The sequence below is a fragment of the Streptomyces sp. 7N604 genome, assembly GCF_052245475.1.
In the GTDB taxonomy this organism is placed as follows: Bacteria; Actinomycetota; Actinomycetes; order Streptomycetales; family Streptomycetaceae; genus Streptomyces.
On the sequence record NZ_JBQQBX010000002.1, the window covers coordinates 311,039 to 334,315 of the forward strand.

Below are 23,277 nucleotides of genomic sequence, written 5' to 3' on the forward strand. Positions count from 1 at the left end.
GCCGCTTCCCTTCGTCCTATCGGGAGAACGCAGAGAAGTGCGAGGGCATCCATGTTGAACAAACAATTCACCGCGACCCTGCAAAAGAGCCTGGACAAGGGGGGCTGGACCTATGTCGTCTGGCCCGACTCGGTCGAGTTCTTCGGCACCCGGGGCCTGGTAAAGGTCCGCGGCACGATCGACGGTCACCCGTTCCGGAGTTCCTTCATGGCCCTGGGGGACGGTACGCACAAGCTGCCGGTGAAGGCCGACGTGCGCAGGGCGATCGGGAAGGAGGCCGGAGACACGGTGACGGTCCACCTGGATGAGCGGGTGGATGAGCGGGGGGAGAGTGGCAATCCTGGCTGACGATGAGACGCAGATCCGGGCGCTGATCGAGCGCTGGGCGAGGGCAGTGCACGATGGCGATCCGGACGGTAGGCCTGGTCGGCGCGGCGAGCGAGCTGGCAGGATCGCCGCATGGTTACGGCACACCTCCGCATCGGCAGGCGCCGCGCCGTGCAGGCCGCGGTCGCGGCCGCCGTCGCGCTCGCGCTGCTGCTGTGGTGGCTGCTGCCGTTCGGCAAGGCGCCCTCGCCGCAGGGCTCGGTGTCGTTCGCGACGGGCGTGCCCACCGGGGTGTATGCGCGCTACGGCGAGCTGCTGAAGAGATATCTGGCCAAGGACCTCCCCGATGTCGATGTGCGGCTGCAGTCGAGCGAGGGGTCGGTGCAGAACATCAGACGGGTGATCTCCGGCGAGGCCGGGTTCACCATCGCCACGGCCGACGCCGTCGCCACATACCTCGACCGGGGCGGCAGGGGGGCGGACCGGCTCCGGGCGTGCGCGCGGCTCTACGACGACTACATGCAGCTCGTGGTCCCTGCAGGGTCGCCCGTGGAGCGCACCGCCGACCTGCGCGGAAAGCGGGTCGCCATCGGGCAGAAGGGGTCCGGGGTGAGCCTGATAACCGGCCGGCTGCTCACGGCGGCGGGGCTCGATCCTGAGAAGGACATCGAGCCGGTCGAGGTGGGCATCGACAAGATGCCCGACCTGCTGCGCCAGGGGAAGATCGACGCCTTCTTCTGGTCCGGCGGGCTGCCGACCCAGGCGGTCTCCGATCTCGCCGACGACTTCGGCATACGGTTGGTGCAGCTCGGTGACCTCGTGGACGAGCTCCATACCCAGGGCGCCGCGACGCGCTACTACCGGGCCGCGGTGATGCCGGCCGACGCATATCCCGAGGTGCAGAACGGCAAAGCGGTGAGGACGATAGCTGTGGCGAATCTGTTGGTGACCACCGAGCGTGCGGACCCGGGGCTCACCGAGGGCATCACCCGTACCGTGATCGACAGCCGGGACCGAATAGGCAGCCGGGTGCACGCGGCGCAGCTGGTGGATCTGCGGACGGCGATCTTCACGGACCCGCTGGAGCTGCACGAGGGCGCTCGCCACTACTACGGCTCGGTCAAACCCTGACCGCGTACGACCCGTCGCCGGTGGGGCGGGCCGTACGGATCTCGGACGGGGTCGTGATGCTCGGTGTCGGGCCGTGGGTCGGGGCCATGGGCCGAGGGCCGGGGGGCGGGGCCCCGGGGATCGGGGGTCGAGGTCAGGCCGGGACGCGGGAGATCCGCAGCGTGACGATCTCGAACGGGCGCAGCGACAGCGCCACCGCGCCACCCTCGAGCCGCGGCTGTGTCTCGCCCACCGGGCCGTCGGCCAGCGGGCGCTCCAGGAGGTCGCAGGCCGCGACACCGGTTGCCTCGAACCCGGTGGTCAGGCGGGCGGATGCCCGGCCGCCGCGTGATTCGTAGGCGCGGATGACCACGTCGCCGCTCGCGTCGTCGGCGAGCTTGACCGCGGTGACCACGACGGCGTCGTTGTCGGCGGTCACGAGCGGGCTGACCTCGGCATCGCCGGGTACGCGGCGCTCGGGCAGGTTCACCCGGTAGCCCTCGCGGACCGCGTCGCCGATGCCGGCGCCCGGGACCAGGGCGTGGCGGAAGCGGTGCACGCCCTGGTCGGTCTCCGGGTCGGGGAAGCGCGGGGCTCGGAGCAGTGACAGCCGCACCGTGGTGGTCGTGCCCCGGTCTTCGCGGACCGTGCGCGTGACGTCGTGCCCGTACGTCGAGTCGTTGACGAGCGCGACGCCCCAGCCGGGCTCCTCCAGGTGTACGAAGCGGTGGTTGCAGGCCTCGAACTTGGCAGCTTCCCAGCTGGTGTTGGTGTGGGTCGGCCGGAAGAGGTGGCCGAACTGGGTCTCGGCCGCGTAGCGGTCTGCGTGGATGTCCACCGGGAAGGCCGCCTTGAGGAACTTCTCGGTCTCGTGCCAGTCGACCTCGGTGTCGATGTCCAGCCGACCGGTGCCCGCCGCGAGGGTCAGCACCTGGGTGGCCTTCGACTCGCCGAACGAGCGGACCACGCGCACGGACACCGAATCCGGGCTCTCGGCGGCGACCGCGACCTCGTCGGCGTCCACCAGGTCGGTGACGGTGTTGCGGTAGAAGGCGTCCACGTCCCAGGCGTCCCACATGTTGGGGAAGTCGGGGTGGAGCTGCAGCAGGTTGGCCGCCTGGCCGGGGGCGACGGTCTCCCGGCCGGACGCCAGGTCGTAGGCGGAGACGACCAGGCCGCGCTCGTCGACCTCGACCCGCAGCAGGCCGTTGTCCAGGACGTACCCGCCGCCCGGCCTGGGCTCGAGCGCGGCCCGTTCCTCGGCCGGCGCGGTGCGCCCCGCGCCACCCGCGGGGACCCCGCCGCGGGCGTGCGGCGCCGCGTTGAAGACGAGCTCACTGCCCGAGGCGGCGTCACCGGCGAGCGCCCGCTGGGTCCCGGCGATGATCCCGTTCAGCTCCTCGGCCACGGCGGCGTACGTCTTCTCCGCTTCGCGGTGCACCCAGGCGATCGACGACCCCGGGAGGATGTCGTGGAACTGATGGAGCAGGACGGTCTTCCAGATCCGGTCCAGCTGCTCGTACGGGTAGGCGTAGCCGGTCCGTACGGCGGCGGTGGCGGCCCACAGCTCGGCTTCGCGCAGCAGGTGCTCGCTGCGCCGGTTGCCCTGCTTGGTCCTGGCCTGGCTGGTGAGCGTGGCGCGGTGCAGCTCCAGGTACAGCTCCCCCACCCACACCGGCGGGTTGTCGTACTCGGCCTCGGCCTTGGTGAAGAACGCGGCGGGCGCCTCCCAGGCGACCTGCGCCGAGCCCTCGAGGTTCCGCAGGCGGGCGGCCTTGGCGATCATCTCGCGGGTGGTGCCGCCGCCTCCGTCGCCCCAGCCGGTCGGGGCCAGCGAGCGGCTCGCCACGCCCTTGTCCTTGAAGTTGCGGACGGCGTGGGCGATTTCGCGGCCGTGCATGGAGCAGTTGTACGTGTCCACGGGCGGGAAGTGGGTGAAGATCCGGGTGCCGTCGATGCCCTCCCACAGGAAGGTGTGGTGCGGGAACGTGTTGACCTGGCTCCAGGAGATCTTCTGGGTGAGCAGCCACTTCGCCCCGGCGGCCCTGATGATCTGCGGGAGGCCCGCGGCGAAGCCGAAGGTGTCGGGCAGCCACGCCTCGTCGTTCTCGACGCCGAACTCGTCGATGAAGAACCGTTTGCCGTGTACGAACTGCCGGGCCATCGCCTCGGAGCCCGGCATGTTGGTGTCGGACTCCACCCACATGCCGCCGGCCGGCACGAACCGGCCCTCGGCCACGGCCTTCTTCACCCTCGCGTAGACCTCGGGCCTGTGCTCCTTGATCCAGGCGAACTGCTGGGCCTGCGACATGGCGAAGACGAAGTCCGGTTCGTCCTCGATCAGCGCGGTCATGTTGGAGGCGGTGCGGGCGACCTTCCGTACGGTCTCGCGCAGCGGCCACAGCCAGGCGGAGTCGATGTGCGCGTGGCCCACCGCGCTGATCCGGTGCGCGGACGGCTGGGCGGGCGTGGCAAGCACGCCGGCGAGCTGCTTCCGGGCCGCCGCCGCCGTGCCGTTCACGTCCTGCGGGGCGATCGCGTCGAGCGCGCGGCCGATGGCGCGCAGCAGCTCCCAGCGCCGGGCCCCGTCCACCGGCAGTTCGTGCATCAGCTCGCCCAGTACTTCCAGGTCCTGGATCAGCGCCCAGACGGTCTCGTCGAAGACGGCGAGGTCCATCCGCTCGATCCGGTACAGCGGGTCGGTGCCGGCCGTCTCCTTCTCGCCGAGGTGGGTGGGGCGGAACGGGGTGTCGCCCAGGATCACGGGGTTGGACGCGGACTCCAGGTGCCACAGCACCTCCTCGCCGCCTGCCACGGGCGAGCCGACCCTGACCCACTGATTGCGCGGGTTGAGACCCTTCACCGGCGTGCCGTCCGCGGTGTAGACGAGCGCCTCGCACTGGAAGCCCGGCATACGCTCGTCGAAGCCCAGGTCGAGGACGGCCTCGACGGTCCTCCCTGCCCACTCCTCCGGCACCCTGCCGGACACCCGGAACCAGGTGGTGCCCCAGGGCGCGCCCCACAGCTCGCCCACGGAGACGGGCGTGTGCTCGGCGGCAAGCCCCTCGGCGACCGGCACCGGCTCGCCCGGTGCCACCCAGGCTGCCACCTCCAGCGGGACGGACTCGGGGTAGAGGGCGGGGCGGATGCGCTCCTCGAGTACGCGCCCCAGCCGGGCCTCGATCAGACTGCGGTCATCGTGCATGGGGGGATGCTCCGTAACTGCTCGTCGCTGTGCGGGTTCTGCTGAGGTTCGGTCCAGTGCTTCAGTCCAAGGCTTCGGTCCACAGGTTCATGCCACGGCTTCGGTCCACGGGTTCAGGCCACCTGGTCCGGGGTGATGACCTCCGTGGTCCCCCGGGCTGCGAGGTGTTCACTGTCCCGCGCGTGCCCGGCGAGCACAACGGCCGGGCGTACGCCCTGAGCCGCCGGCTTCATCCAGGCCTCGAAGAACTGCCCGCCCGGAGCGCAGGTGGAACGCAGCGGCGCGGAATCGCTCTCCCCCGCGTCCATCACCAGCGCGCTGGAGCGCACCTCCGCGACCACCTTCCCCGTGTATGCGCTCGGCGTCCGGCTCACCGCGACCGGCGGCTCCGCCCGCTGGCGGCCCCGCGCGCTCACGGCGGGCGGCGGACGGGGACCTCCCGGTCCGCCACTACGAGCTCCACCAGCTGCTGCCCGAGGGCAAGCGCCGCTTCCTCAGCGGGACAGCGGCACCGCGTACTACGTCCCGGCACTGCGCCGCACGGCCGGGGAGGCGGAGACGCGCCTCGAGGTGCGGGCGGTGGGCGTCGTTCGCCGCCTCCGCCGCGGCCGCGTACCGGTGGTGACGCACCGGAGGTGAGCGGGCCGGGACTCCGGACCGGGCTGCGGGAGGGGGCAGGGTTGCGGTCGACAGCTCCCGGGGGTTCCGTGGGAGACAGCCGCTCTGGATGCCCTGGAACGGACGGAGGCCCGCATGGACGCTCCGTGGCACGCCCGAGTCGCCCGACTCCCCCGAGTCCCGGCGACCCGCGTCGCTGCGCTGCTGTTCGCCCTGGTCCTCGCCGTCCTCGCCGTTCTCGCCACCGGATGCGGCAGTGGGGCAGGCACCGGGCCGGACGGGCGTACGACCACCACCTCCGCACCGCCGCACAGCGATCCGCCGCCTCCGTCCCCCTCCCCGGTCTTCTCCTCGCCTGCCGCGACCGCGCAGGACACCATCGAGGAGGACATCGAGTCGGCGGTCGAGGTCGTCAACCGGTACTGGTCCGATCACTGGAGCGAGCTGTTCACCGGCACGTACCGGCCGCCCACGGTCCTCGGCGGGTACGACGGGTCCGCCGCCCGCGTGCCCACGTGCGGCGGCGAGCCGCTGACCGACGACAACGCCGTCTACTGCTCCCCCGCCGACTACCTCGCCTGGGACGTCGACCTGATGAACGCCGGGCACCAGGCCGGGGACGCCTGGGTCTATCTGGTGATCGCCCACGAGTGGGGCCATGCCATCCAGAACCGGCTCGACACCGACCTGGTGGCCCTGCAGCTCGAGCTGCAGGCCGACTGCCTGGCGGGGGCCGTGCTGTTCGGGGCCGCCGAGGACGGCGCGCTCCGGTTCGAGGAGGGCGACACGGACGAGCTGACCCAGGCGCTGACGGTGCTCGCCGACGACACTCCCTGGACGAAGTCCTCGGACCACGGTGACGCCTCCGAACGCATCGGGGCGTTCAACAAGGGCGCGGACAGCGGCGTGAAGGGCTGCATCCCGGGTGAGGTCGTACCGGACTGACGCCGTACCGGACTGACGCCGCACGGCACCGGCCGCACAGCACGGCGCCCGGCCGCACAGCCGTAGGCCATGCGGACCCGGACCGGCGGGTCGGCCCGCGAAGGTCAGGATGATCCCCAACAATTCAGCTCATCAAATGACTTTTCGCTTGGACTCGACTCGCTGGGAGACCAGATGCGCTCTCGCCCCGCTCGTATCGCCGCCCTCGCCGCTCTCCTCGGCGGGTTCCTGATCGCCGCCCCGGCCGAGGCCGCCCCCACGGTCGACGCCCCGGCCGACCCCCCGGCCGAGGCCGCCCCCACGGCCGATGCCCAGACCGATGCGACCGATGCCCCGGCCGACGACCCGGCCGACGACCGGAACGACGCTCCCGACTGCACGGTGCGCAGCAAGCGCCTCGCGGTGACCGTCGACCGCGAGGCAGGGACCGCGACGGCCACCGGCCGCTGGCACATCTCCTGCCGCTCGGCCACCGTCACCACCGCCGAGCTGAAGGTGCTCGCCCCGCGCCGCGCCCAGAAGCCGCTGAAGGGCAGCTACGGCACCCGGTTCCAGGGCTACACGTCGGTCACGGGCCCGGTCGACCCCGAGAACCCCGAGCTGACCGCGGTTCTCACCCTCAAGGCGGGCGACGAGGTCCTCGGCAAGCCGATCCGCGAGTGCGCCACGCGGCCGGACGGCAGTCCGTCCTGCTATCCGGGCCGGGACGACTCCCCGGACATGGCAGCGGACGTCCTCCACTTCCTGGGCGTCATCGGCGAGCGGTCCGGCCCTGACGCCGCCGGCCGCGGCTTGATGAGCCTGATGGACGCGGGCGCGGCGGTCAGCTCCGCGGCGCCGTTCGCGGCACGGTGATCGTCACCCGGAGGCCCTTCGGCTCGTTCCGGTCGTACGCGATCGAGGCCCCGCCCGTGGCCAGCAGCGCGCGGGAGATCGACAGCCCGAGCCCCGAGCCGGAGACGTTCTGGTGGCGGCTGCTGCGCCAGAATCGGTCGCCGATCCGGGACAGCTCCTCCTCGGCGAGCCCGGGACCCCCGTCCGCGACCGTGATCCGTACAGTGTCGCCCTCGTGCTCCACGCCGACGCCGACCTCCTCGCCCTCCGGCGTGAACTTGAGGGCGTTGTCGACGACGGCATCCAGCGCGCTGGACAGGGCCACCGGGTCGGCCCACGCGGTGGCTCCCGCTGGGCCGTCGTAGGAGAGACCGACGCCCTTGCTGTCGGCCACGGGACGCCAGGCGCCGACCCGCTCCTCCGACAGTTCCGCGACGTCCGTCAGCTGCAGGTCGGCCGGGGCGTGCTCGGCGAGAGCCAGGTCGAGGAGGTCGTCGAGCACGCGCGCCAGCCGCTTGCCCTCCGTGCGGACCGAGCCGATCTCCTCGTTGCCTTCGGGGAGTTCGAGCGCGAGCAGCTCGATCCGCAGCAGCAGCGCGGAGAGCGGGTTGCGCAGTTGGTGGGAGGCGTCCGCGACGAATGCGCGCTGCTGCTCCAGCACGTCCTCGACGTTATCGGCCATCTCGTTGAAGGAGCGGGCGAGACGGCGCAGCTCGGGCGGCCCGCCCGAGGCCGCCACCCTGGACTTCATCCTGCCGGTCGCGATGTCGTGGGTGGCCGCGTCGAGGATCCGTACGGGCCGCAGCACCCAGCCCGTGAGGCGGAAGGCGGCCCCGACGGCGAGGAGCATCGCGGCGGCCTCGCCCGCGCCGATGAGCAGCCAGCCGCGCAGGATGCCGGAGCGCATCTGGCCGGTGGGCGAATCGGTGACGACGACCGCGACCACGTCCCCGTCCCTGACCACGGGCGAGGCGACGGCGAGCCGGCCCCGCTGCCAGGGCCAGACCTGCTCCGGGTCGTGGCTGCGGCGGCCGGCCAGGGCCTCGCGGAAGGCCTCGTCGCCCTCGCCCTCAGCGGGCACCGCCCAGCCGTCCGGGGCCTCGGCCATGGTCGTGCGGTCCCGGTAGAAGACACCGGCCCGTATCCCGTACACCTCGTGGTACTGGTCGAGCTCCGCGCGCAGCGTGACCAGCCGGCCGCCCTCGTCCTCGGGCACGCGGGCCTCGGGGCGGGCCGTGACGAACTGCGCAAGAGCGGCGAAACGGGCCATGTCGTCGATCCGGTCGACCACCACCCGCTGCTGCTGGGCGGCGGCCAGGCTCACCGCGAGGGGGAAGCCCAGGGCAAGCAGCACGCCCGCCATGAGGACGATGAGGAGCGGAAGGAGTCGGGTGCGCACCGGGCCTCGGGGTCCTCAGGCCACCGGGGCGACGAGGCGGTAGCCGACCCCGCGGACCGTCTCGATCAGGGCCGGCATCCGCAGCTTGGAGCGGAGCGAGGCGATGTGCACCTCGAGGGTACGGCCCGTCCCCTCCCAACTGGTCCGCCAGACCTCGCTGATGATCTGCTCCCGGCGGAAGACGACACCGGGGCGCTGCGCGAGCAGGGCCAGCAGGTCGAACTCCTTGCGGGTGAGCTGGACGGCGGCGCCGTCCACCGTGACCTGGCGGGTGGGCAGTTCGATGAGGACCACGCCGAGGCGGACGGGCTCGACCGGGCCGCCGCCGTCGCCACCGCCGGAGTCCTCGGCGGCGTTGTCGCCCGGTCCGGTGCGGCGGCTGACCGCGTGGATACGGGCCAGCAACTCGCCCGTGTCGTACGGCTTCACGACGTAGTCGTCCGCGCCGAGGTTCAGCCCGTGTATCCGGGAGCGCACATCGGCCCGGGCCGTCACCATGATCACGGGGGTGCTGGTGCGCTTGCGGATCCGTCCGCACACCTCGAAGCCGTCCTGGTCGGGCAGGCCGAGGTCGAGGAGCACCACGCCGTAGGGCGCGCCCTCGTCCGGCAGGAGGGCCTGGAGCGCCTCCTCGCCGCTGCGGGCGTGGGTGACGTCGAAGCCGTGCCGGGCGAGGACCGCGGACAGGGCGGCGGCGACGTGATCGTCGTCCTCGACGAGCAGCAGCCTCATGCGTCCCCCTCCCTGTCCTGGCTGTTCCGGCTGTCCGGGGTGTCCGGGCTTTTCGTGGCCACAGGGCATCCAGCCCGATGCGCGCGGGGCCCGTCAAGTGGTGTCGGCGGCCCGCGGCGATCCGTTATGGAGCCGGTAAGGAAACCGCAACCACCGGGGCCTCTGAGGACCGGAGGGAAAAGCGTTCGCCATAACCCAGCGTCGCCGCTGGTGGCCGTATCGTTATGCTCAATTTCCGCTCAGATGTAATGACGCTGGTCGGCCCTGCTCATTAAGGTCCTCCCAACCGAGGAGGACGGAGCAAGAAGCCGATGACCGAAGTATCGGTGACCAAGGACGCCGCGCCCGCGGCGGAACCCCTGGTCGTCCTGAACAACGTCAACAAGCACTTCGGCGCGCTGCATGTGCTCCAGGACATCGACCTGACCATCGCGCGCGGCGAGGTCGTCGTGGTCATCGGGCCTTCCGGGTCCGGCAAGTCGACGCTGTGCCGCACGATCAACCGGCTGGAGAGCATCGACTCCGGCTCCATAGCGATCGACGGCAAGCCGCTCCCGCAGGAGGGCCGCGAACTGGCCCGGCTGCGTGCGGACGTCGGCATGGTCTTCCAGAGCTTCAATCTCTTCGCGCACAAGACGGTGCTGGAGAACGTGATGCTGGGCCAGGTCAAGGTCCGGCGTACGGACAAGAAGGCGGCCGGGGAGAAGGCCCGCGCCCTGCTCGACCGGGTCGGCGTCGGCACCCAGGCCGACAAGTACCCGGCCCAGCTCTCCGGCGGCCAGCAGCAACGCGTGGCCATCGCCCGCGCGCTGGCCATGGATCCGAAGGTCATGCTCTTCGACGAGCCGACCTCGGCGCTCGACCCGGAGATGATCAACGAGGTGCTGGAGGTCATGCAGCAGCTCGCCCGGGACGGCATGACGATGGTCGTCGTCACCCATGAGATGGGCTTCGCGCGCTCGGCCGCGAACCGCGTCGTCTTCATGGCGGACGGCCGGATCGTCGAAGAGGCCCGGCCTGACCAGTTCTTCAGCAATCCGCGCAGCGACCGTGCCAAGGACTTCCTGTCGAAGATCCTTCACCACTGACGGCTCCCGCCGACGATCAACGTCTCACGACACAAAGGATGTTCACCATGAAGCTCCGCAAGACGGCCGCCGCCGCGGCGATCGCTGTGCTCGCACTGACCGCCACCGCGTGTGGCGGCGAGTCCGGTTCGGCCGGTGACCAGCCCAAGGGCGGGTCCGGCGGCAAGGACCAGCCGAAGCTGCCCACGTACACCGTGGCCAAGGACGTGAAGGTCGACTCGCCGACCCTGAAGAAGGCCCAGAAGGCCGGCAAGATCGTCTTCGGCGCCAAGAACGACCAGCCGTTCCTCGGCTTCGAGGACACCGACGGCAAGCGCTCCGGCTTCGACATCGAGATCGCCAAGATGGTCGCCGCCGACCTCGGTTTCTCCGCCGACCAGATCGAGTTCAAGACCGTCGACTCCGGCGTCCGCGAGACCACCATCTCCAAGGGCGACGTCGACCTGTACGTCGGCACGTACACGATCAACGACGAGCGCAAGAAGCAGGTCGGCTTCGCTGGCCCGTACTTCATGGCCGGTGCCGACCTCCTCGTGCGCAAGGACGACAAGAGCATCACGGGCCCGGACTCCCTGAAGGGCAAGAAGGTCTGCTCGATCGTCGGCTCCACCCCGCTCGCGGAGATCAAGAAGCCGAAGTACGGCGCGGAGACCGTCGAGCTGGCCAAGTACTCCGAGTGCGTCCAGCAACTGCTGAACAGCGAGGTCGACGCCGTCACCACCGACGACGCGATCCTCAAGGGGTACGCGGCGCAGCGCCCGGAGAAGCTCGAGGTCGTCGGCAAGCCGTTCACCAAGGAGCCGTACGGCGTCGGCATGAGCAAGGACGACAAGGCGCTGCGCGACGCGGTGAGCGACGCCCTCGAGGCGCACATCAAGAACGGCGACTACAAGAAGGCGTACGACGCGACGCTCGGCCTGTCGGGCTCCCCGTACTCCGAGCCGCCGGCCCTCGAGCGCTACTGAGGCTCGCTACGAGTCCGCTGATCAGCCGGCAGTGAGCTGCCCGCCCCCGTACGCACCCGCGCGGTGCGTACGGGGCGCGGCGCCCCCTGCCTGACCGCCGCCGCCCACGAGGACTTCCCCGTGAACGTATTGCTCGACCACCTGTCGCTGTTCCGCGAGGGGTTCATAGGCACGATCCTGCTGACCCTGTCCAGCGGGCTGCTCGCGATGGTGCTGGGTGTCGTCATCGCCGGCTTCCGGGTCTCGCCCGTCCCGCCGCTGCGGTTCTTCGGCACCGCCTGGGTCACGCTCTTCCGGAACACGCCGCTGACGCTGCTGTTCCTGGTCGCGTGGTTCGTCGTGCCGGTGATCTTCGCCCCCGGCCTCAATCCGTGGACCAAGGCGCTGCTGGCGCTCGGCTTCTACACCTCGGCCTTCGTCTGCGAAGCCGTCAGGTCCGGTATCAACACCGTGCCGCTCGGCCAGGCCGAGGCAGCGCGCAGCATCGGCATGACGTTCTTCCAGACGCTGCGGCTGATCGTCCTGCCGCAGGCCACGCGCACCGTCGTCCCGCCGCTCAGCAGCATCTTCATCGCGCTGACCAAGAACTCGGCCATCGCGGGCGCGTTCAGCGTCACCGAACTGTTCGGTGTGCAGAAGCGCCTGAGCGACCTGGGCTACGACATCGCCTGGATCTTCCTCTGGGTCGCCCTCGCGTACCTGGTCATCACCTTCTCCATCAGCGGTCTCTTCCGGCTGCTCGAGCGGCGCCTGGAGGTCGCACGATGAGTTCGAGCGTCCTGTTCGACACACCGGGCCCCAAGGCCCGGGTACGCAACCGCATCTACACGGTTGCCGGATCTCTGCTGGTGCTCGGGCTGATCGCCTTCTCGGTCTTCCGCCTCTCCGAGAAGGGCCAGCTCGAGCCCGAGGTCTGGAACATCTTCAACAACGCCGGCGTGCGGGCGAACATCCGCGACGGCGTGCTCACCACTCTCCAGGTCTTCGCGGTCGCCGGGCTGCTGTCGCTCGTGCTCGGAGTCCTGCTCGCCATCGCCCGGCTCTCCGACCACCGGATCGTGAGCTGGCTGGCCACCGGGTTCATCGAACTCTTCCGGGCCGTCCCGCTGCTGATCACCATCTACGCCCTGTGGGTGCTCTTCCTCTCCTACAAGGCGGACCTGGGCTTCATCGGCGACAGCACCGCGTTCTGGGCGCTGGTCCTCGGACTCACCATCTACAACGGGTCCGTGCAGGCGGAGGTGCTCAGGGCCGGGATCAACGCGGTGCCGCGCGGGCAGGTGGAGGCGGCGTACGCGCTGGGCCTGCGCAAGTCCCAGGTGATGACCACGCTGCTGCTGCCGCAGGCCGTCCGGTCGATGCTGCCGACGATCATCAGCCAGCTCGTCGTCACGCTCAAGGACACCTCGCTCGGCTACATCATCACGTACGCGGAGCTGCTGTACGCGGCGCGGACGATGGCCAACAACATCATCGTCAACGGGGAGAACCCGATCACGCCGGTCGTCATCGTCGTCGGCGCGATCTACGTCGCAATGTGTCTGGCCCTGTCGTCGCTCGCCACCTGGATCGAGAAGCGCGGGCGCCGCGCCAAGACCGGGATCGCGGTGGCCGCGGCGGCGGAACCGGCCGAGGCGCCGGACGTGCTCAGCGTGGACGCCGCGGCGGGACTGGCCGGCCGCGGGACGGGCGCCGGAGAGCCGGGGGCCACCGAGCCGGGGGCCACCGACGAACCACCGGGGCCCAAGGCCTGACCCGGGGTCTGACCCAAGGCTTGATCCTGTTTCCGGCCGGGGCCTGACCTGGTTCTGGCCCGAGGTCTGATCCGGGGCCGGCCCCGGGCCGGACTTCACGTCTGACGAACTGTCGGCAGCGGCGCGAGAGGCGCCGCTGCCGATGTCGTTTGATGCACGCACCCGCGAGTGGCTGCATACTTTTGCTGTGATCGCGCACCGGGCTCCCCTTGCCACGTTCTGTACGTCCCATACGGCCCAGGGAGCCGCGCCGTGGACCCGGTGATCGTCGTCGGGGCGGGTCCTGTCGGGCTCTGCACCGCCCTGGCGCTCACGCGACTCGGGGTGCCCGTCGTCGTACTCGACGAGGGCCCCGGGTACGACGAACCGCGGCCCGCGCGCACCGCCGTACTCCGCCAGGACACCGCCGCCTTCCTGCGGCGGCTCGGCTGCGCGCCCGCGCCCGATGAGGCGTGCGGCTGGAGCGCGTGGCGGACGATGCGGCGCCGACAGGTGGCGCGCCGACTGGAGTTGGGGGGCAGCGGCTCGGCCGCGGCCGACGCGGAGAAGGGCCACGCGGAGGCGGGCATCGGCGCCGGCATGGGCGCGGGCGCGGCTGGCGCGGGCGGGCCCGGTGTCGGCGGGCCGGGCGTCGGCGGACCAGGCGTCGGCCTGCCGAGCGTCGGCCTGCCGAGCGTCGGTCTGCCGGGCGTCGGTCTGCCGGACGAGGGCGGGTCCCCGGAGTCCCCACTGCATGTGCCGCAGCACGTGCTGACCCGCCGGCTGCGGGCCGCGCTCGCCGAGGAACGGCTCGCCCAGATCGCCACCCACAGCAAGCTCGACGCCCTCGAACAGGACGACCGGGGCGTCACCGCCCACGCCCGCCGCCCCCGCGTCTCCCATGAGTCATCCCCTCCAGAACCGGGGACGCAGGGCGCAGGGGCGACGCCGAGCACCGGGACGTGGTGGCGCGGCAGTTACCTGATCGGCTGCGACGGCCAGCGCTCCGCCGTCCGCAAGCTGCTGGACGTGCGCTTCCCGGGCCGTACGGCGGTCGAGCGGCACGCTGTCGCCGCGCTGCGCGCCGAGCTGCCCTGGCCCGGCGAAGCCGTGCTGCACCGGTTCCCGCCGAACGGCGCGGAAGTGACGGCCCGTCCGCTGCCCGGCGATGTCTGGCGGCTGGACTGGCTGCTGCCACCGCGCGGCGAACTGGTCACCCCCGAAGCGCTCGTGACCCGGATCCGCGACACGCTGGCCCTGTGGTGCGGCAGCACCCCGCCGTACGAACTGCTGGACACCGGCGTGCACACCGTCCACCACCGGCTCGCCAGGCGCTGGCGCGTGGGCCGGGCCTTCCTCGCCGGGGGCGCGGCCCATCTGCTCGGTGCGCTGGGCACGCAGGATCTCGACGAAGGGCTGCGGGACGCCGGCAACCTCGCCTGGAAGCTCGCCCTGGTCTGGCACCGCCACGCCTCCGACGCGCTCCTCGACAGCTACCAGGCCGAGCGCCGCGCCGCCGTCGCGGCGCGGCTGCGCGCCGCCGACCAGGCGCTGTCTCTGGTGCGCGGCAGCGGCAGCTGGCCCGCGGTACGCCGGACGCTGCTGCCCGGAGGGGCGCGCGGGCACGATGCGCTCCTCGCGGAGGGGCATTTGGGGCACGGGCCACTGGGCGCGCCCCCCGTGTACGCGCGCTCTCCCCTCACGCCTCAAGCGCCGGACGACTCGGCACAGGCCCAGGTCGCCACGCCGCCCGGTGCCCCGGTCGCGGACGTGCCGGTCACGGCGCCGGACGGCTCGGCGGCGCGACTGCGGGACCGGCTCGGCCGCGACCTGCTGGTGGTGCTGGTGGCGCCCGGCACGGCCGTGTGGGAGCGCCGTCACTGGGTGAGCGCGGGGCTGATGCCGCAGCTCGCGGCCGCCGTTGCTGCGCTCCCGGTAAGGGCCGAGCTCCTGGTCACCGAGGGTTACCCGGGTGCGCCTGCGCACACCGTGCTCCTCGTACGGCCCGACGGGCACCTGGTCGCCGCCATGGCGGGGGTACGGCCCGCCGACCTGTACGCGTGCGCCGAAGCGGCGCGCGGCGGCACCGCCGTACCGCCGCAGGCCACGGCGCGGGGTGCTGCTGCCGGGTCCGCGGGCAAGGCGTCGGCGCACCGCTGACCGAGGGGAGAGTCGCGGTGAACGCGCCAGGTGCCGGTTGCCGGTTGCCGGTTGCCGGTTGCCGGTTGCCGGTTGCACGATGCGGCCGCCCTGGTGTGTTTCGTCCCACGTGTCCCCCCTGTTGACCCCAGCACAGGTGCATGGTTGACTCCGGAACGTGACTGACACCCGGCTGCGCTTCTGGCGGAGGGTCCATGTGGACCTCGTCCGCTATGCGGGCTGCGTGTGTTGTCCGTCCTGTTGATCCGATTCCTTCCTTCGCGCGGGCTGATGCCGCGCTCCTCGACGATCACCCAGGACGGACTTGTGTCACCCACTTCTCCCGTCGCCTCCGGCGACCTCTCCGCGACCACGCGCGCTCCGGCCGCTGACGCGTCCACGCGCACACCCACGACGCCTACGACTCCCCCGACGGGCTCGGGCCCCACGGCGCAGGAACTGCTCGACTTCGCCCGCCGCACGGTCGCCGACCGGGAACTCGTCGACTCGCTCCCCCTCGACCCCGAGGGCCGCACCTGGATTCGGCTCGACGGGCCCGGCGGCAGCGAGGCCTGGCTCATCGGCTGGCCGCCCAGCACCGGCACCGGATGGCACGACCACGGCGGCTCGCGGGGCGCCTTCGCCACCGCGGGCGGCCGGCTGACCGAGCAGTCCCTCGCCGCCCAGCTGCCCACGGAGGGCCGACGCACGCTCGAACTGGCCGAGGGCGTCGACCGCGAGCGGCAACTGCCCGCCGGAAAGGGCCGGGCCTTCGGCCCGCACCATGTACACCAGGTACTGAACCTCTCCACCGAAGAGCACGCCGTATCGGTTCACGCGTACTACCCGCCGCTGCCGCTGATGCGGCGCTACAGCCGTACGGGTCCCGTGCTGCGGCTGGAGGCGGTCGAGCAACCGGAGGAGTGGGAGTGAGCGGCACCACGGCGGACGCGAGGCAGACGCGGCCGAAGAGCATCGACACACTGCTCGAGGAAACCCGCGCGGAGCTGGACCGGCTCGGCCCGGAGCAGGCCGCCGAGGCGGTGGCGGCCGGTGCACTGCTGGTCGACACCCGCTACGCGGCGCTGCGCGAGCGCGACGGCACCATCCCGGGCGCGCTCATCGTGGAGCGCAACGAGCTGGAGTGGCGGCTCGACCCGCTCGGCGACCACCGCGCCCCCGAGGCGACGAGCCACGACCTGCGGGTCATCGTGGTCTGCAACGAGGGGTACGCGTCGAGTCTCGCGGCAGCCTCCCTGCGGCAGTTGGGCCTGCACCGGGCCACGGACCTGGAAGGCGGCTTCCAGGCGTGGCGCACGGCCGGCCTGCCGGTGGACCCACCGAAGTCGGCGGCGGAGCAGGTGGATCGGGCCGGATCCGACTAGTCGGCCGGTCCTGCTGCGGTCGAGTGACGGGCGATCAGCCAGCTGGAGTCGGAAACGACCGACAACGCCGGGTACTCGGCGGGCAGTGTGGGCGGGCGGTGCGGTCGGCCTCGACGCGCGGCCGGGCCGTCGAGTCGCCGGTACGGACTGCCGGACGCTGACCCGCTGCCCCCGCCGGAAGGCGGCTACCGGCTACGCGTCCGGCAGGTGGTACTCCAGCAACTCCGGGTCCTCGCCCTCCTCCTCGAGCGCACGCCGCACCACCCTCAGAGCCACGCCCTCGGCGTAGCCCTTGCGCGCCAGCATTCCGGCGAGGCGGCGGATGCGCTTCTCCCGGTCGAGGCCGCGCGTCGCCCGGAGCTTGCGCTCGACCAGCTCCCGGGCGGTCTGCTCCTCCTGCTCGGAGTCGAGCTGCCCGACGGCGCCGTCGATGAGCGCCGATTCGATGCCCTTGGTGCGCAGTTCGCGCGCGAGTGCGCGGCGGGCGAGGCCGCGGCCGTGGTGCCGGGACTCCACCCATGCCTCGGCGAACGCCGCGTCGTCGATCAGCCCGACGTCCTCGAACCGGGAGAGCACCTCCTCGGCCGCGTCGTCCGGGATGCCGCGCCTGCGCAGCGCATCCGCGAGCTGCTTGCGGGTGCGCGGAGTCCCGGTGAGCAGACGCAGGCAGATGGCCCGCGCCTGCTCCTCCGGGCTGCGCGGCGCCCCCTGTTCGGCCCTCGACGAAGAGGGGACGCCGCTGTCCGTGCGTACTTCACCGCCGACATCGCCGACATCGTTGACGCTGCCACCACTGCTGTCGCCACTGCTGCCGCCCCCGACGTCCCCCCAGTCGGTCCGACGCGTCATGGATCAGCTCTTGGCCGCGGCGGCCTTGGTCGCCTTGGCGGCCTTGGCCGCGGGTGCGGTCGCGGCAGCCGGAGCGGCCACGGAACCCGCAACACCCGCCGCGTCCGTGCCCGGCTCCCCCGCCGGATCCTCCGGCTTCACACCGATGCCCAGCTTCTCCTTGATCTTCTTCTCGATCTCGTTGGCCAGGTCGGGGTTGTCCTTCAGGAAGTTGCGGGCGTTCTCCTTGCCCTGGCCGAGCTGGTCGCCCTCGTACGTGTACCAGGCGCCGGACTTGCGGATGAAGCCGTGATCGACGCCCATGTCGATCAGGCCGCCCTCACGGCTGATGCCCTGCCCGTAGAGGATGTCGAACTCGGCCTGCTTGAAGGGCGGTGCGACCTTGTTCTTGACGACCTTGACGCGGGTGCGGTTGCCGACCGCGTCGGTGCCGTCCTTGAGGGTCTCGATCCTGCGGATGTCGAGCCGCACCGAGGCGTAGAACTTCAGTGCCCGGCCACCGGTCGTGGTCTCCGGCGAGCCGAACATCACGCCGACCTTCTCGCGGAGCTGGTTGATGAAGATCGCGGTGGTCTTCGACTGGTTCAGCGCACCCGTGATCTTACGGAGGGCCTGGCTCATCAGCCGGGCCTGGAGGCCGACATGGGAGTCGCCCATCTCGCCCTCGATCTCCGCACGCGGCACCAGCGCGGCCACCGAGTCGATGACGATGAGGTCGAGAGCTCCGGAGCGGATCAGCATGTCCGTGATCTCCAGCGCCTGCTCGCCGTTGTCCGGCTGCGAGAGGATCAGCGAGTCGATGTCCACGCCGAGCTTCTTCGCGTACTCGGGGTCGAGGGCGTGCTCGGCGTCCACGAAGGCGACCGTGCCACCCAGCCGCTGGGCGTTCGCCACCGCGTGCAGGGTCAGGGTCGTCTTGCCGGAGGACTCCGGGCCGTACACCTCGACCACGCGGCCGCGCGGCAGACCGCCGACGCCCAGCGCGACATCGAGAGCGGTCGACCCGGTGGGGATGACCTCGATGGGCTCGTTCGGCCGCTCCCCCAGGCGCATCACGGCGCCCTTGCCGAATTGCCGTTCAATCTGCGCGAGCGCGGCGTCGAGCGCCTTCTCGCGGTCGGTTCCTGCCATGGGTTCCACCCGGTTTGCTTGAGTCGATCGCTTCACGTCCACGACGCTAACGCCTGCCACTGACAACGTGCCCGGGCGCCGTCCGGCCTGTGGAAAACCGGGCCGGAACACCATGAGAATGGATGTTCGATTTTGGTGTCAACTGCGCCACGCCCGGCGGATTCTCGCCACCGCCGAGGCGCCCGGGCGCCGCCGCGGACGGCCCTGCACCCGTGGGTCGTCGGTGACGTCGTACCGCTTCACGTACACACCCAGGAAGGCCTGCAGCGTCGCGGTCGCCGGGATGGCGATCAACGTACCGACCGCACCCAGCAGCGCCGTCCCCGCGATCACCGAACCGAATGCCACGGCCGGATGGATGTCCACGGTCCTGGCGGTGATGCGCGGCTGCAGCAGATAGTTCTCGAACTGCTGGTAGACCACGACGAAGAGCAGCACCCACAGCGCGTACCAGGGGTTGACCGTGAAGGCCAGCAGCATCGGCAGGGCACCGGCCAGATACGTGCCGATGGTCGGGATGAACTGGGAGACCACACCCACCCACAGCGCCAGCGCCGGCGCGTACGGCACGACGAGGAATTCGAGCAGCACGTAGTGCGCGACACCGGAGATCAGCGCCATCAGCCCGCGCGAGTACAGGTACCCGCCGGTCTTGGCCACCGCGATCTCCCAGGCGCGCAGCACCTCCGCCTGCCGGACGGGCGGCAGCACCGAGCACAGGGCCCGGCGCAGCCGCGGCCCGTCGGCCGCGAAGTAGAACGAGAACAGCACCACGGTCAGGACCTTGAAGAGCCCGCCGAGCACGGTCGCGGAGACGTCCAGCACGCCGGTGGCGCTGTTCTGCACGTACTTCTTCAGCCAGTCCGACCTGAGCAGGCTGTCCTGCATCTCGACCCGCGACAGGCTCGTGTGGAAGGACTCGTTGATCCACCGGATCACCGAGTCCAGGTACTGGGGGAAGTGCTCGACCATGGTCACGATCTGGCCGGCCAGCATCGAGCCGAGCAGGACGAAGAACCCGGCGAAGGCGCCGAGCACCCCGAGGAAGACCAGCATCGTGGCCAGCCCGCGCCGCATCCCGCGCGCCGCCATCCGGTCCACCGCCGGCTCCACCGCGAGCGCCAGGAAGAACGCGATCAGGATGTTGATCAGCAGCCCGATCAGCTGGTGGAAGGCCCAGTTCGCGAGCTGGAAACAGGCGAAGAGCGCGAGCGCGAGCACCATGGCGCGGGGCAGCCAGCGCGGCATGCGGTCGCGGCGCTCCGCCCCCGGTGCCCCGCCGGGTCGCGCGCCGTCCGGCGCACCGTCGCGTGCGCCGTCCTGAGCTGCTTCGTCTGTCGCTGCCATCCGGCCAGTGTGGCCTACGGCGGTCAGCGCCTGTCCGCGGGGATGTCCATGGCCGCGCACACCCCGCGCCAGACGTCCTTCGCGTCCCACCCGGCGGCCAGCGCCTCGTGCACGGTCCGGCCCCCCAGCTCCGCCATCACATGATCGCGCGCGAAGGAGTCCGCGTACGCATCGCCGAAGTAATCCGCCATCCGCTGCCAGAAGACCGTCAACCGCATGCGCCCAGTATCCCGCGCAGGGATTGCAGCCTCGCACTTGCCGCCAACCGGGCGCGCTTCCGGCCTACGGTCGGATGTATGGCCCGATCCGGAGCAACCCCGCTCGCCCGCGCGGAGCAGTTCATCTGGCTCACCGCGCGCGTGCTCGAGCAGCGCACCTTCGCGTACCACTTCCTGTCCGGCGCCCCCGGTGACCCCGGGCAGGCGGACCGGACCCGCGCCGCCGACGCCGTCGAGACGGCGCTGGACGCGTACCGCAACCACGACGACGGCTACGGCCACGCCCTCGAACCCGACCTGCGCGGCCCGGTCAGCCAGCCGCTGCACACCGCACACGCGCTGCGCGTGCTCGACTCCATCGGCCGCTGCGGCGGACGGCGGGTCGAGCGAGTGTGCCGCTATCTGACGGAGGTCTCCACCGAGGACGGGGCGCTGCCCGCGCTCCACCCCTCACTGCGCGGCTACCCGGCCGCGCCCTGGATCCCGATCGTGGACAACCCGCCGAGCGATCTGCTGGCCACCGGCCCCGTGGTGGGGCTGCTGCACCGCAACGAGGTGTGGCATGCCTGGCTGTTCCGGGCCACCGACTTCTGCTGGTCGGCGGTCGAATCCCTGGAGAAGACCCACCCGTACGAGGTGAAGGCCGCGGTCGCCTTCCTCGACGGGGCCCCGGACCGGGAACGCGCGGAGACCGCGGCGCAGCGGCTCGGGCGGCTCGTACGGGAGCAGGAGCTGGCGGTCCTGGACCCGGACCGGTCCGCGGACTACCCGCTGCCCGAGGGCTACGCGCCGGGCGAGTACCACTACGCGCACGACTTCGCGCGGACGCCGGAATCACTGGCCCGCCGCTGGTTCAGCGACGAGGAGGTCGAGCGGTCGCTGGACTTCCTGGCGGCCGAGCAGCAGGACGACGGCGGGTGGCCGATCCACTGGCGGTCCTGGGCGCCCGGCATCACCCTCGAGTGCCGGCCCATGGTGACCGTCGACGCCCTGCTGACTCTCCGCGCGTACGGCCGCCCGGTCTGAGCCGGGGCCGCCCCGGCCCGGTCCGACCCCGGTCTGAGCCGGGTCCGACCCCGGTCTGAACCGGGGCCACCCCCAAGTCTGGGCCCGGACTGAGCCCGGTCTGACCCTGGTCCCGTGGCAACGGACAGTCGCCCGGCTAGCCGCCGAGCGCCCGTACGCCCGCGGTGACCAGCACGGCGACCGCGACGACCACCAGGAATGGGGCGCGCAGCACCAGCGCGAGCGCTGCGCCCGCGAGCCCCGCCGCGCGGGCGTCCAGCGCCAGCGCGCGCCCCTCCTCGCCGAACGTCTGGATGGCGATCAGCGCGGCAAGCAGGGCGACGGGGAGAAGGGCCGCGAGCTGCTTGACGCGCGGCCGATCCAGAACGCCCGCGGGCACCGAGAGGCCCAGCAGCTTGACCAGGTAGCAGCCGGCAGCGGTGACGCCGATGGCGATCCAGGTGCTCATCGGCCCTCCTCGTCGCGAGTCGTCCTGTCCGTCTTGCCTGTCCTGTCCGTCCTGTCGCGAGTCGTCCTGTCGCGGGCCGTGCGGGCCGTGCGGCGGCCGCCCGTCCCGCGTAGCCCGGGGAGAGCGAGGACGGCTGGCGCGGCGAGCGCCGCCATCAGGACCGGCACTCCCGCGGGCAGCAGCGGGTGGCACACGAGCGCGAGCACGACGGAGAGGCCCGCCACCGCCCGCTCCAGCGTCGTCCGCAGCATGGGCGCAAGCAGCGCGAGGAAGACCGCGGGCCCCGCGGCGTCCAGTCCCCAGGCATCGGGGTCACCGAGGGCGGAGGCGCCGAGCGCGCCGAGCAGCGTGGTGAGGTTCCACAGCGCGTAGAGGCTCAGCCCGGTGACCGTGAAGCCGATCCGCGCGCTGCGCCGGTCCGGCTGGGCGAGAGCGACGACGGAGGTCTCGTCGATGACCCAGTGGGCGGCGAAGGGGCGTACCGCGCGCGGGAGGCGGAGCAGCTGGGAGAGGCGCAGCCCGTAGAAGGCGTTGCGCACGCCGAGGAAGAACGCTCCGGCGGCCGCGGTGAGCGGGTTGCCGCCCGCCGCGAGCGCGCCCACCAGCGCGAACTGGGACGCGCCGGTGAACACCAGCACGCTGAGCGCGCAGGTCTGGAGGAGCGTGAGCCCCGCCCCTGCCGAGGTCACGCCGAAGGCGAAGCCGGAGAGCCCGACGGCGACGCCGACGCCGAGCGCGTCCCGCACCACCGCGGCGTCGGAGCGCCCCTCCGCCTGCGCCCGCGCCGGTGTCTCCGTACGCGGGGGTGTCTGTTCCCCTGTCACGCCCGGAACGCTACGAGCCGGTGCCGGGCCCGGTCTTGTACGTTCTTGCGGCCCCGTACGTCGTGGCGGCCGCGCCAGCCGGCGTGGAGCCGCGGGCCCGTTCCCGCTGGTACGCCCCGGGTGGCACACCGACGATCCGGCTGAAGTGCCGGTTCAGGTGCGGCTGGTCGGTGAAACCGACGGCGACCGCGGCCTCCGCGGGCGCGGTCCCGGCGTCCAGCAGGCCGCGCGCCCGGCGCACGCGCGCGTCCGTGAGCCAGGTGTGCGGCGGCATGCCGTAGGTGTCGCGGAAGGCCCGCAGCAGCGCGAACGGGCTCGTGCCCAGCTCGGCCGCGAGCTTCTCCAGGGACGGCGGCCGCGCCATCCGCTGCTCCAGGATCGCCCGGGCGCGTGCGGCGTTGCGCGCCCCCGCGGTACGCGCCTCGCGTTCCGGCATCGGGGCGCCGTGCAGCCGCAGCAGCCGCGCGACGACGACCCGCAGCAGGGTGTCGGCCGCGAGCGCGTTGCCCTCCTCGGCGGCCCGGTGCACCTCGGTGACCAGCCGGGAGGAGTACGGGTCGTGGACCACGGCCGACGCGAACCCGGGCGTTCCGCGGATGGCGGTGGTCTCGGCGGCTATCCCGGCGACCGTGTCCGGGCTCGGGTAGAGCACGGAGTACGTCCAGCCCTCGGGGACCCCGGCCTCGCCGGTGTGCGAGGTGTCGGGGTTGACGAGCGCGAGCCCGCCGACCCCGGCGCGCTCCACGGTGCCGCGGTGCAGGAACGCCTCGACGCCCTCGGTGATCGCGGCGATGACGAAAGCCTCGTGGGTGTGCCGGACGAACGTCTTGTGCACGTACCGCGCCCTCAGCAGATCCACGCCCGGCAGCTCCGGGTACTGCCAGTACCGCGCGCTCTCCTGCCTCCCCATACCGCCATTGTGCAGCCGCCCGCGAACGCCGCTGACCTGCGGGT

Annotated in this window: 24 protein-coding genes; 13 read left to right on the top strand and 11 right to left on the bottom strand. The window is 72.0% G+C overall.

From position 1 onward, the window contains the following. Positions 1 to 51 precede the first annotated feature (51 nt). Positions 52 to 348, top strand: a complete 297-nt coding sequence (locus tag ACTWP8_RS03565) for a DUF1905 domain-containing protein (protein WP_443320671.1) — start codon at positions 52 to 54, stop codon at positions 346 to 348. A 111-nt stretch (positions 349 to 459) separates the two neighbouring features. Further along, positions 460 to 1,458, top strand: a complete 999-nt coding sequence (locus tag ACTWP8_RS03570) for a TAXI family TRAP transporter solute-binding subunit (protein ID WP_443320672.1) — start codon at positions 460 to 462, stop codon at positions 1,456 to 1,458. Between the two features lie 133 nt (positions 1,459 to 1,591). On the opposite strand, the gene ACTWP8_RS03575 is transcribed toward ACTWP8_RS03570, so the two are convergent. Both ACTWP8_RS03575 and ACTWP8_RS03580 read right to left on the bottom strand, forming a co-directional pair. Further along, complete coding sequence (locus ACTWP8_RS03575; RefSeq protein WP_443320673.1) at positions 1,592 to 4,642, bottom strand: alpha-mannosidase; 3,051 nt, start codon at positions 4,640 to 4,642, stop codon at positions 1,592 to 1,594. A gap of 113 nt (positions 4,643 to 4,755) precedes the next feature. Beyond that, positions 4,756 to 5,058 carry a hypothetical protein gene (locus ACTWP8_RS03580; protein ID WP_443320674.1) on the bottom strand — a complete coding sequence of 101 codons (303 nt, stop codon included), beginning with the start codon at positions 5,056 to 5,058 and terminating at the stop codon, positions 4,756 to 4,758. A 337-nt stretch (positions 5,059 to 5,395) separates the two neighbouring features. Between ACTWP8_RS03580 and ACTWP8_RS03585 the strand changes: the two genes are divergently transcribed. Next, complete coding sequence (locus ACTWP8_RS03585; protein ID WP_443320675.1) at positions 5,396 to 6,205, top strand: neutral zinc metallopeptidase; 810 nt, start codon at positions 5,396 to 5,398, stop codon at positions 6,203 to 6,205. 174 nt (positions 6,206 to 6,379) lie between these two features. Further along, a complete protein-coding gene (locus tag ACTWP8_RS03590; protein ID WP_443320676.1) occupies positions 6,380 to 7,060 on the top strand; it encodes a hypothetical protein in 681 nt (226 codons plus the stop codon). Here ACTWP8_RS03590 and ACTWP8_RS03595 read toward each other — a convergent pair. Then, the gene (locus ACTWP8_RS03595; protein ID WP_443320677.1) at positions 7,029 to 8,438 is read right to left on the bottom strand and encodes an ATP-binding protein; all 1,410 of its coding nucleotides are present in this window, start codon (positions 8,436 to 8,438) and stop codon (positions 7,029 to 7,031) included. The two genes, ACTWP8_RS03590 and ACTWP8_RS03595, sit on opposite strands and share 32 nt — an antisense overlap. Positions 8,439 to 8,453: 15 nt before the next feature. After that, the gene (locus ACTWP8_RS03600) at positions 8,454 to 9,170 is read right to left on the bottom strand and encodes a response regulator transcription factor (RefSeq protein ID WP_443315568.1); all 717 of its coding nucleotides are present in this window, start codon (positions 9,168 to 9,170) and stop codon (positions 8,454 to 8,456) included. Positions 9,171 to 9,481: 311 nt separating this feature from the next. Between ACTWP8_RS03600 and ACTWP8_RS03605 the strand changes: the two genes are divergently transcribed. The 8 genes from ACTWP8_RS03605 to ACTWP8_RS03640 all read left to right on the top strand — a co-directional run bounded on the left by ACTWP8_RS03605 (position 9,482) and on the right by ACTWP8_RS03640 (position 16,480). Beyond that, complete coding sequence (locus ACTWP8_RS03605) at positions 9,482 to 10,258, top strand: amino acid ABC transporter ATP-binding protein (RefSeq protein ID WP_443315569.1); 777 nt, start codon at positions 9,482 to 9,484, stop codon at positions 10,256 to 10,258. Positions 10,259 to 10,305: 47 nt separating this feature from the next. Then, complete coding sequence (locus ACTWP8_RS03610; protein WP_443320678.1) at positions 10,306 to 11,223, top strand: glutamate ABC transporter substrate-binding protein; 918 nt, start codon at positions 10,306 to 10,308, stop codon at positions 11,221 to 11,223. 120 nt (positions 11,224 to 11,343) lie between these two features. Further along, positions 11,344 to 11,991 carry an amino acid ABC transporter permease gene (locus tag ACTWP8_RS03615; RefSeq protein WP_443315571.1) on the top strand — a complete coding sequence of 216 codons (648 nt, stop codon included), beginning with the start codon at positions 11,344 to 11,346 and terminating at the stop codon, positions 11,989 to 11,991. Further along, on the top strand, positions 11,988 to 12,977 hold the full coding sequence (locus tag ACTWP8_RS03620; RefSeq protein ID WP_443320679.1) for an amino acid ABC transporter permease: 990 nt from the start codon (positions 11,988 to 11,990) through the stop codon (positions 12,975 to 12,977). Before ACTWP8_RS03615 ends, ACTWP8_RS03620 begins: the two co-directional genes overlap by 4 nt. Positions 12,978 to 13,229: 252 nt before the next feature. Then, the gene (locus tag ACTWP8_RS03625; RefSeq protein ID WP_443320680.1) at positions 13,230 to 15,116 is read left to right on the top strand and encodes an FAD-dependent monooxygenase; all 1,887 of its coding nucleotides are present in this window, start codon (positions 13,230 to 13,232) and stop codon (positions 15,114 to 15,116) included. Between the two features lie 196 nt (positions 15,117 to 15,312). After that, entirely contained in the window at positions 15,313 to 15,360 is a 48-nt protein-coding gene (locus ACTWP8_RS03630; protein WP_443320712.1) for a hypothetical protein, read from the top strand. Positions 15,361 to 15,554: 194 nt separating this feature from the next. After that, the gene (locus ACTWP8_RS03635; RefSeq protein WP_443320713.1) at positions 15,555 to 16,028 is read left to right on the top strand and encodes a cysteine dioxygenase; all 474 of its coding nucleotides are present in this window, start codon (positions 15,555 to 15,557) and stop codon (positions 16,026 to 16,028) included. Continuing rightward, positions 16,025 to 16,480 (top strand): rhodanese-like domain-containing protein, encoded by a 456-nt coding sequence (locus ACTWP8_RS03640; protein ID WP_443320681.1) that lies wholly within the window; start codon positions 16,025 to 16,027, stop codon positions 16,478 to 16,480. Before ACTWP8_RS03635 ends, ACTWP8_RS03640 begins: the two co-directional genes overlap by 4 nt. A gap of 192 nt (positions 16,481 to 16,672) precedes the next feature. Here ACTWP8_RS03640 and recX read toward each other — a convergent pair whose 3' ends face one another. The 4 genes from recX to ACTWP8_RS03660 form a co-directional block, all read right to left on the bottom strand. Continuing rightward, positions 16,673 to 17,329 (bottom strand): recombination regulator RecX, encoded by a 657-nt coding sequence (gene recX / locus ACTWP8_RS03645; RefSeq protein WP_443320682.1) that lies wholly within the window; start codon positions 17,327 to 17,329, stop codon positions 16,673 to 16,675. Positions 17,330 to 17,332: 3 nt separating this feature from the next. Next, the gene (gene recA / locus ACTWP8_RS03650; RefSeq protein WP_443320683.1) at positions 17,333 to 18,460 is read right to left on the bottom strand and encodes a recombinase RecA; all 1,128 of its coding nucleotides are present in this window, start codon (positions 18,458 to 18,460) and stop codon (positions 17,333 to 17,335) included. A gap of 138 nt (positions 18,461 to 18,598) precedes the next feature. Next, positions 18,599 to 19,807, bottom strand: coding sequence for an AI-2E family transporter (locus tag ACTWP8_RS03655; protein WP_443320684.1), 1,209 nt, complete (start codon positions 19,805 to 19,807; stop codon positions 18,599 to 18,601). A gap of 23 nt (positions 19,808 to 19,830) precedes the next feature. After that, a complete protein-coding gene (locus tag ACTWP8_RS03660) occupies positions 19,831 to 20,025 on the bottom strand; it encodes a DUF3046 domain-containing protein (protein ID WP_443315579.1) in 195 nt (64 codons plus the stop codon). Positions 20,026 to 20,103: 78 nt separating this feature from the next. On the opposite strand from ACTWP8_RS03660, the gene ACTWP8_RS03665 reads away from it, so the two are divergent. Further along, complete coding sequence (locus tag ACTWP8_RS03665) at positions 20,104 to 21,051, top strand: hypothetical protein (RefSeq protein WP_443320685.1); 948 nt, start codon at positions 20,104 to 20,106, stop codon at positions 21,049 to 21,051. A 136-nt stretch (positions 21,052 to 21,187) separates the two neighbouring features. Here the strand turns inward: ACTWP8_RS03665 and ACTWP8_RS03670 are convergent, their stop codons facing one another. From ACTWP8_RS03670 to ACTWP8_RS03680, 3 genes are read right to left on the bottom strand one after another with little or no spacing between them, the layout of a single operon-like run. Beyond that, positions 21,188 to 21,499 (bottom strand): AzlD domain-containing protein, encoded by a 312-nt coding sequence (locus ACTWP8_RS03670; RefSeq protein WP_443320686.1) that lies wholly within the window; start codon positions 21,497 to 21,499, stop codon positions 21,188 to 21,190. Further along, entirely contained in the window at positions 21,496 to 22,323 is an 828-nt protein-coding gene (locus ACTWP8_RS03675) for an AzlC family ABC transporter permease (RefSeq protein WP_443320687.1), read from the bottom strand. Before ACTWP8_RS03675 ends, ACTWP8_RS03670 begins: the two co-directional genes overlap by 4 nt. A 10-nt stretch (positions 22,324 to 22,333) precedes the next feature. Continuing rightward, positions 22,334 to 23,233, bottom strand: coding sequence for an AraC family transcriptional regulator (locus ACTWP8_RS03680; protein WP_443320688.1), 900 nt, complete (start codon positions 23,231 to 23,233; stop codon positions 22,334 to 22,336). Between the last annotated feature and the right edge of the window lie 44 nt (positions 23,234 to 23,277).

Coding starts and splice junctions, on each gene's coding strand:
- ACTWP8_RS03585 (WP_443320675.1), top strand. CDS start 5,396: ATGGACGCTCCGTGGCACGCCCGAGTCGCCCGACTCCCCCGAGTCCCG.
- ACTWP8_RS03575 (WP_443320673.1), bottom strand. CDS start 4,642: ATGCACGATGACCGCAGTCTGATCGAGGCCCGGCTGGGGCGCGTACTC.
- ACTWP8_RS03680 (WP_443320688.1), bottom strand. CDS start 23,233: ATGGGGAGGCAGGAGAGCGCGCGGTACTGGCAGTACCCGGAGCTGCCG.
- ACTWP8_RS03605 (WP_443315569.1), top strand. CDS start 9,482: ATGACCGAAGTATCGGTGACCAAGGACGCCGCGCCCGCGGCGGAACCC.
- ACTWP8_RS03610 (WP_443320678.1), top strand. CDS start 10,306: ATGAAGCTCCGCAAGACGGCCGCCGCCGCGGCGATCGCTGTGCTCGCA.
- ACTWP8_RS03590 (WP_443320676.1), top strand. CDS start 6,380: ATGCGCTCTCGCCCCGCTCGTATCGCCGCCCTCGCCGCTCTCCTCGGC.
- ACTWP8_RS03655 (WP_443320684.1), bottom strand. CDS start 19,807: ATGGCAGCGACAGACGAAGCAGCTCAGGACGGCGCACGCGACGGTGCG.
- ACTWP8_RS03600 (WP_443315568.1), bottom strand. CDS start 9,170: ATGAGGCTGCTGCTCGTCGAGGACGACGATCACGTCGCCGCCGCCCTG.
- ACTWP8_RS03565 (WP_443320671.1), top strand. CDS start 52: ATGTTGAACAAACAATTCACCGCGACCCTGCAAAAGAGCCTGGACAAG.
- ACTWP8_RS03670 (WP_443320686.1), bottom strand. CDS start 21,499: ATGAGCACCTGGATCGCCATCGGCGTCACCGCTGCCGGCTGCTACCTG.
- ACTWP8_RS03665 (WP_443320685.1), top strand. CDS start 20,104: ATGGCCCGATCCGGAGCAACCCCGCTCGCCCGCGCGGAGCAGTTCATC.
- ACTWP8_RS03660 (WP_443315579.1), bottom strand. CDS start 20,025: ATGCGGTTGACGGTCTTCTGGCAGCGGATGGCGGATTACTTCGGCGAT.
- recA (WP_443320683.1), bottom strand. CDS start 18,460: ATGGCAGGAACCGACCGCGAGAAGGCGCTCGACGCCGCGCTCGCGCAG.
- ACTWP8_RS03570 (WP_443320672.1), top strand. CDS start 460: ATGGTTACGGCACACCTCCGCATCGGCAGGCGCCGCGCCGTGCAGGCC.
- recX (WP_443320682.1), bottom strand. CDS start 17,329: ATGACGCGTCGGACCGACTGGGGGGACGTCGGGGGCGGCAGCAGTGGC.
- ACTWP8_RS03620 (WP_443320679.1), top strand. CDS start 11,988: ATGAGTTCGAGCGTCCTGTTCGACACACCGGGCCCCAAGGCCCGGGTA.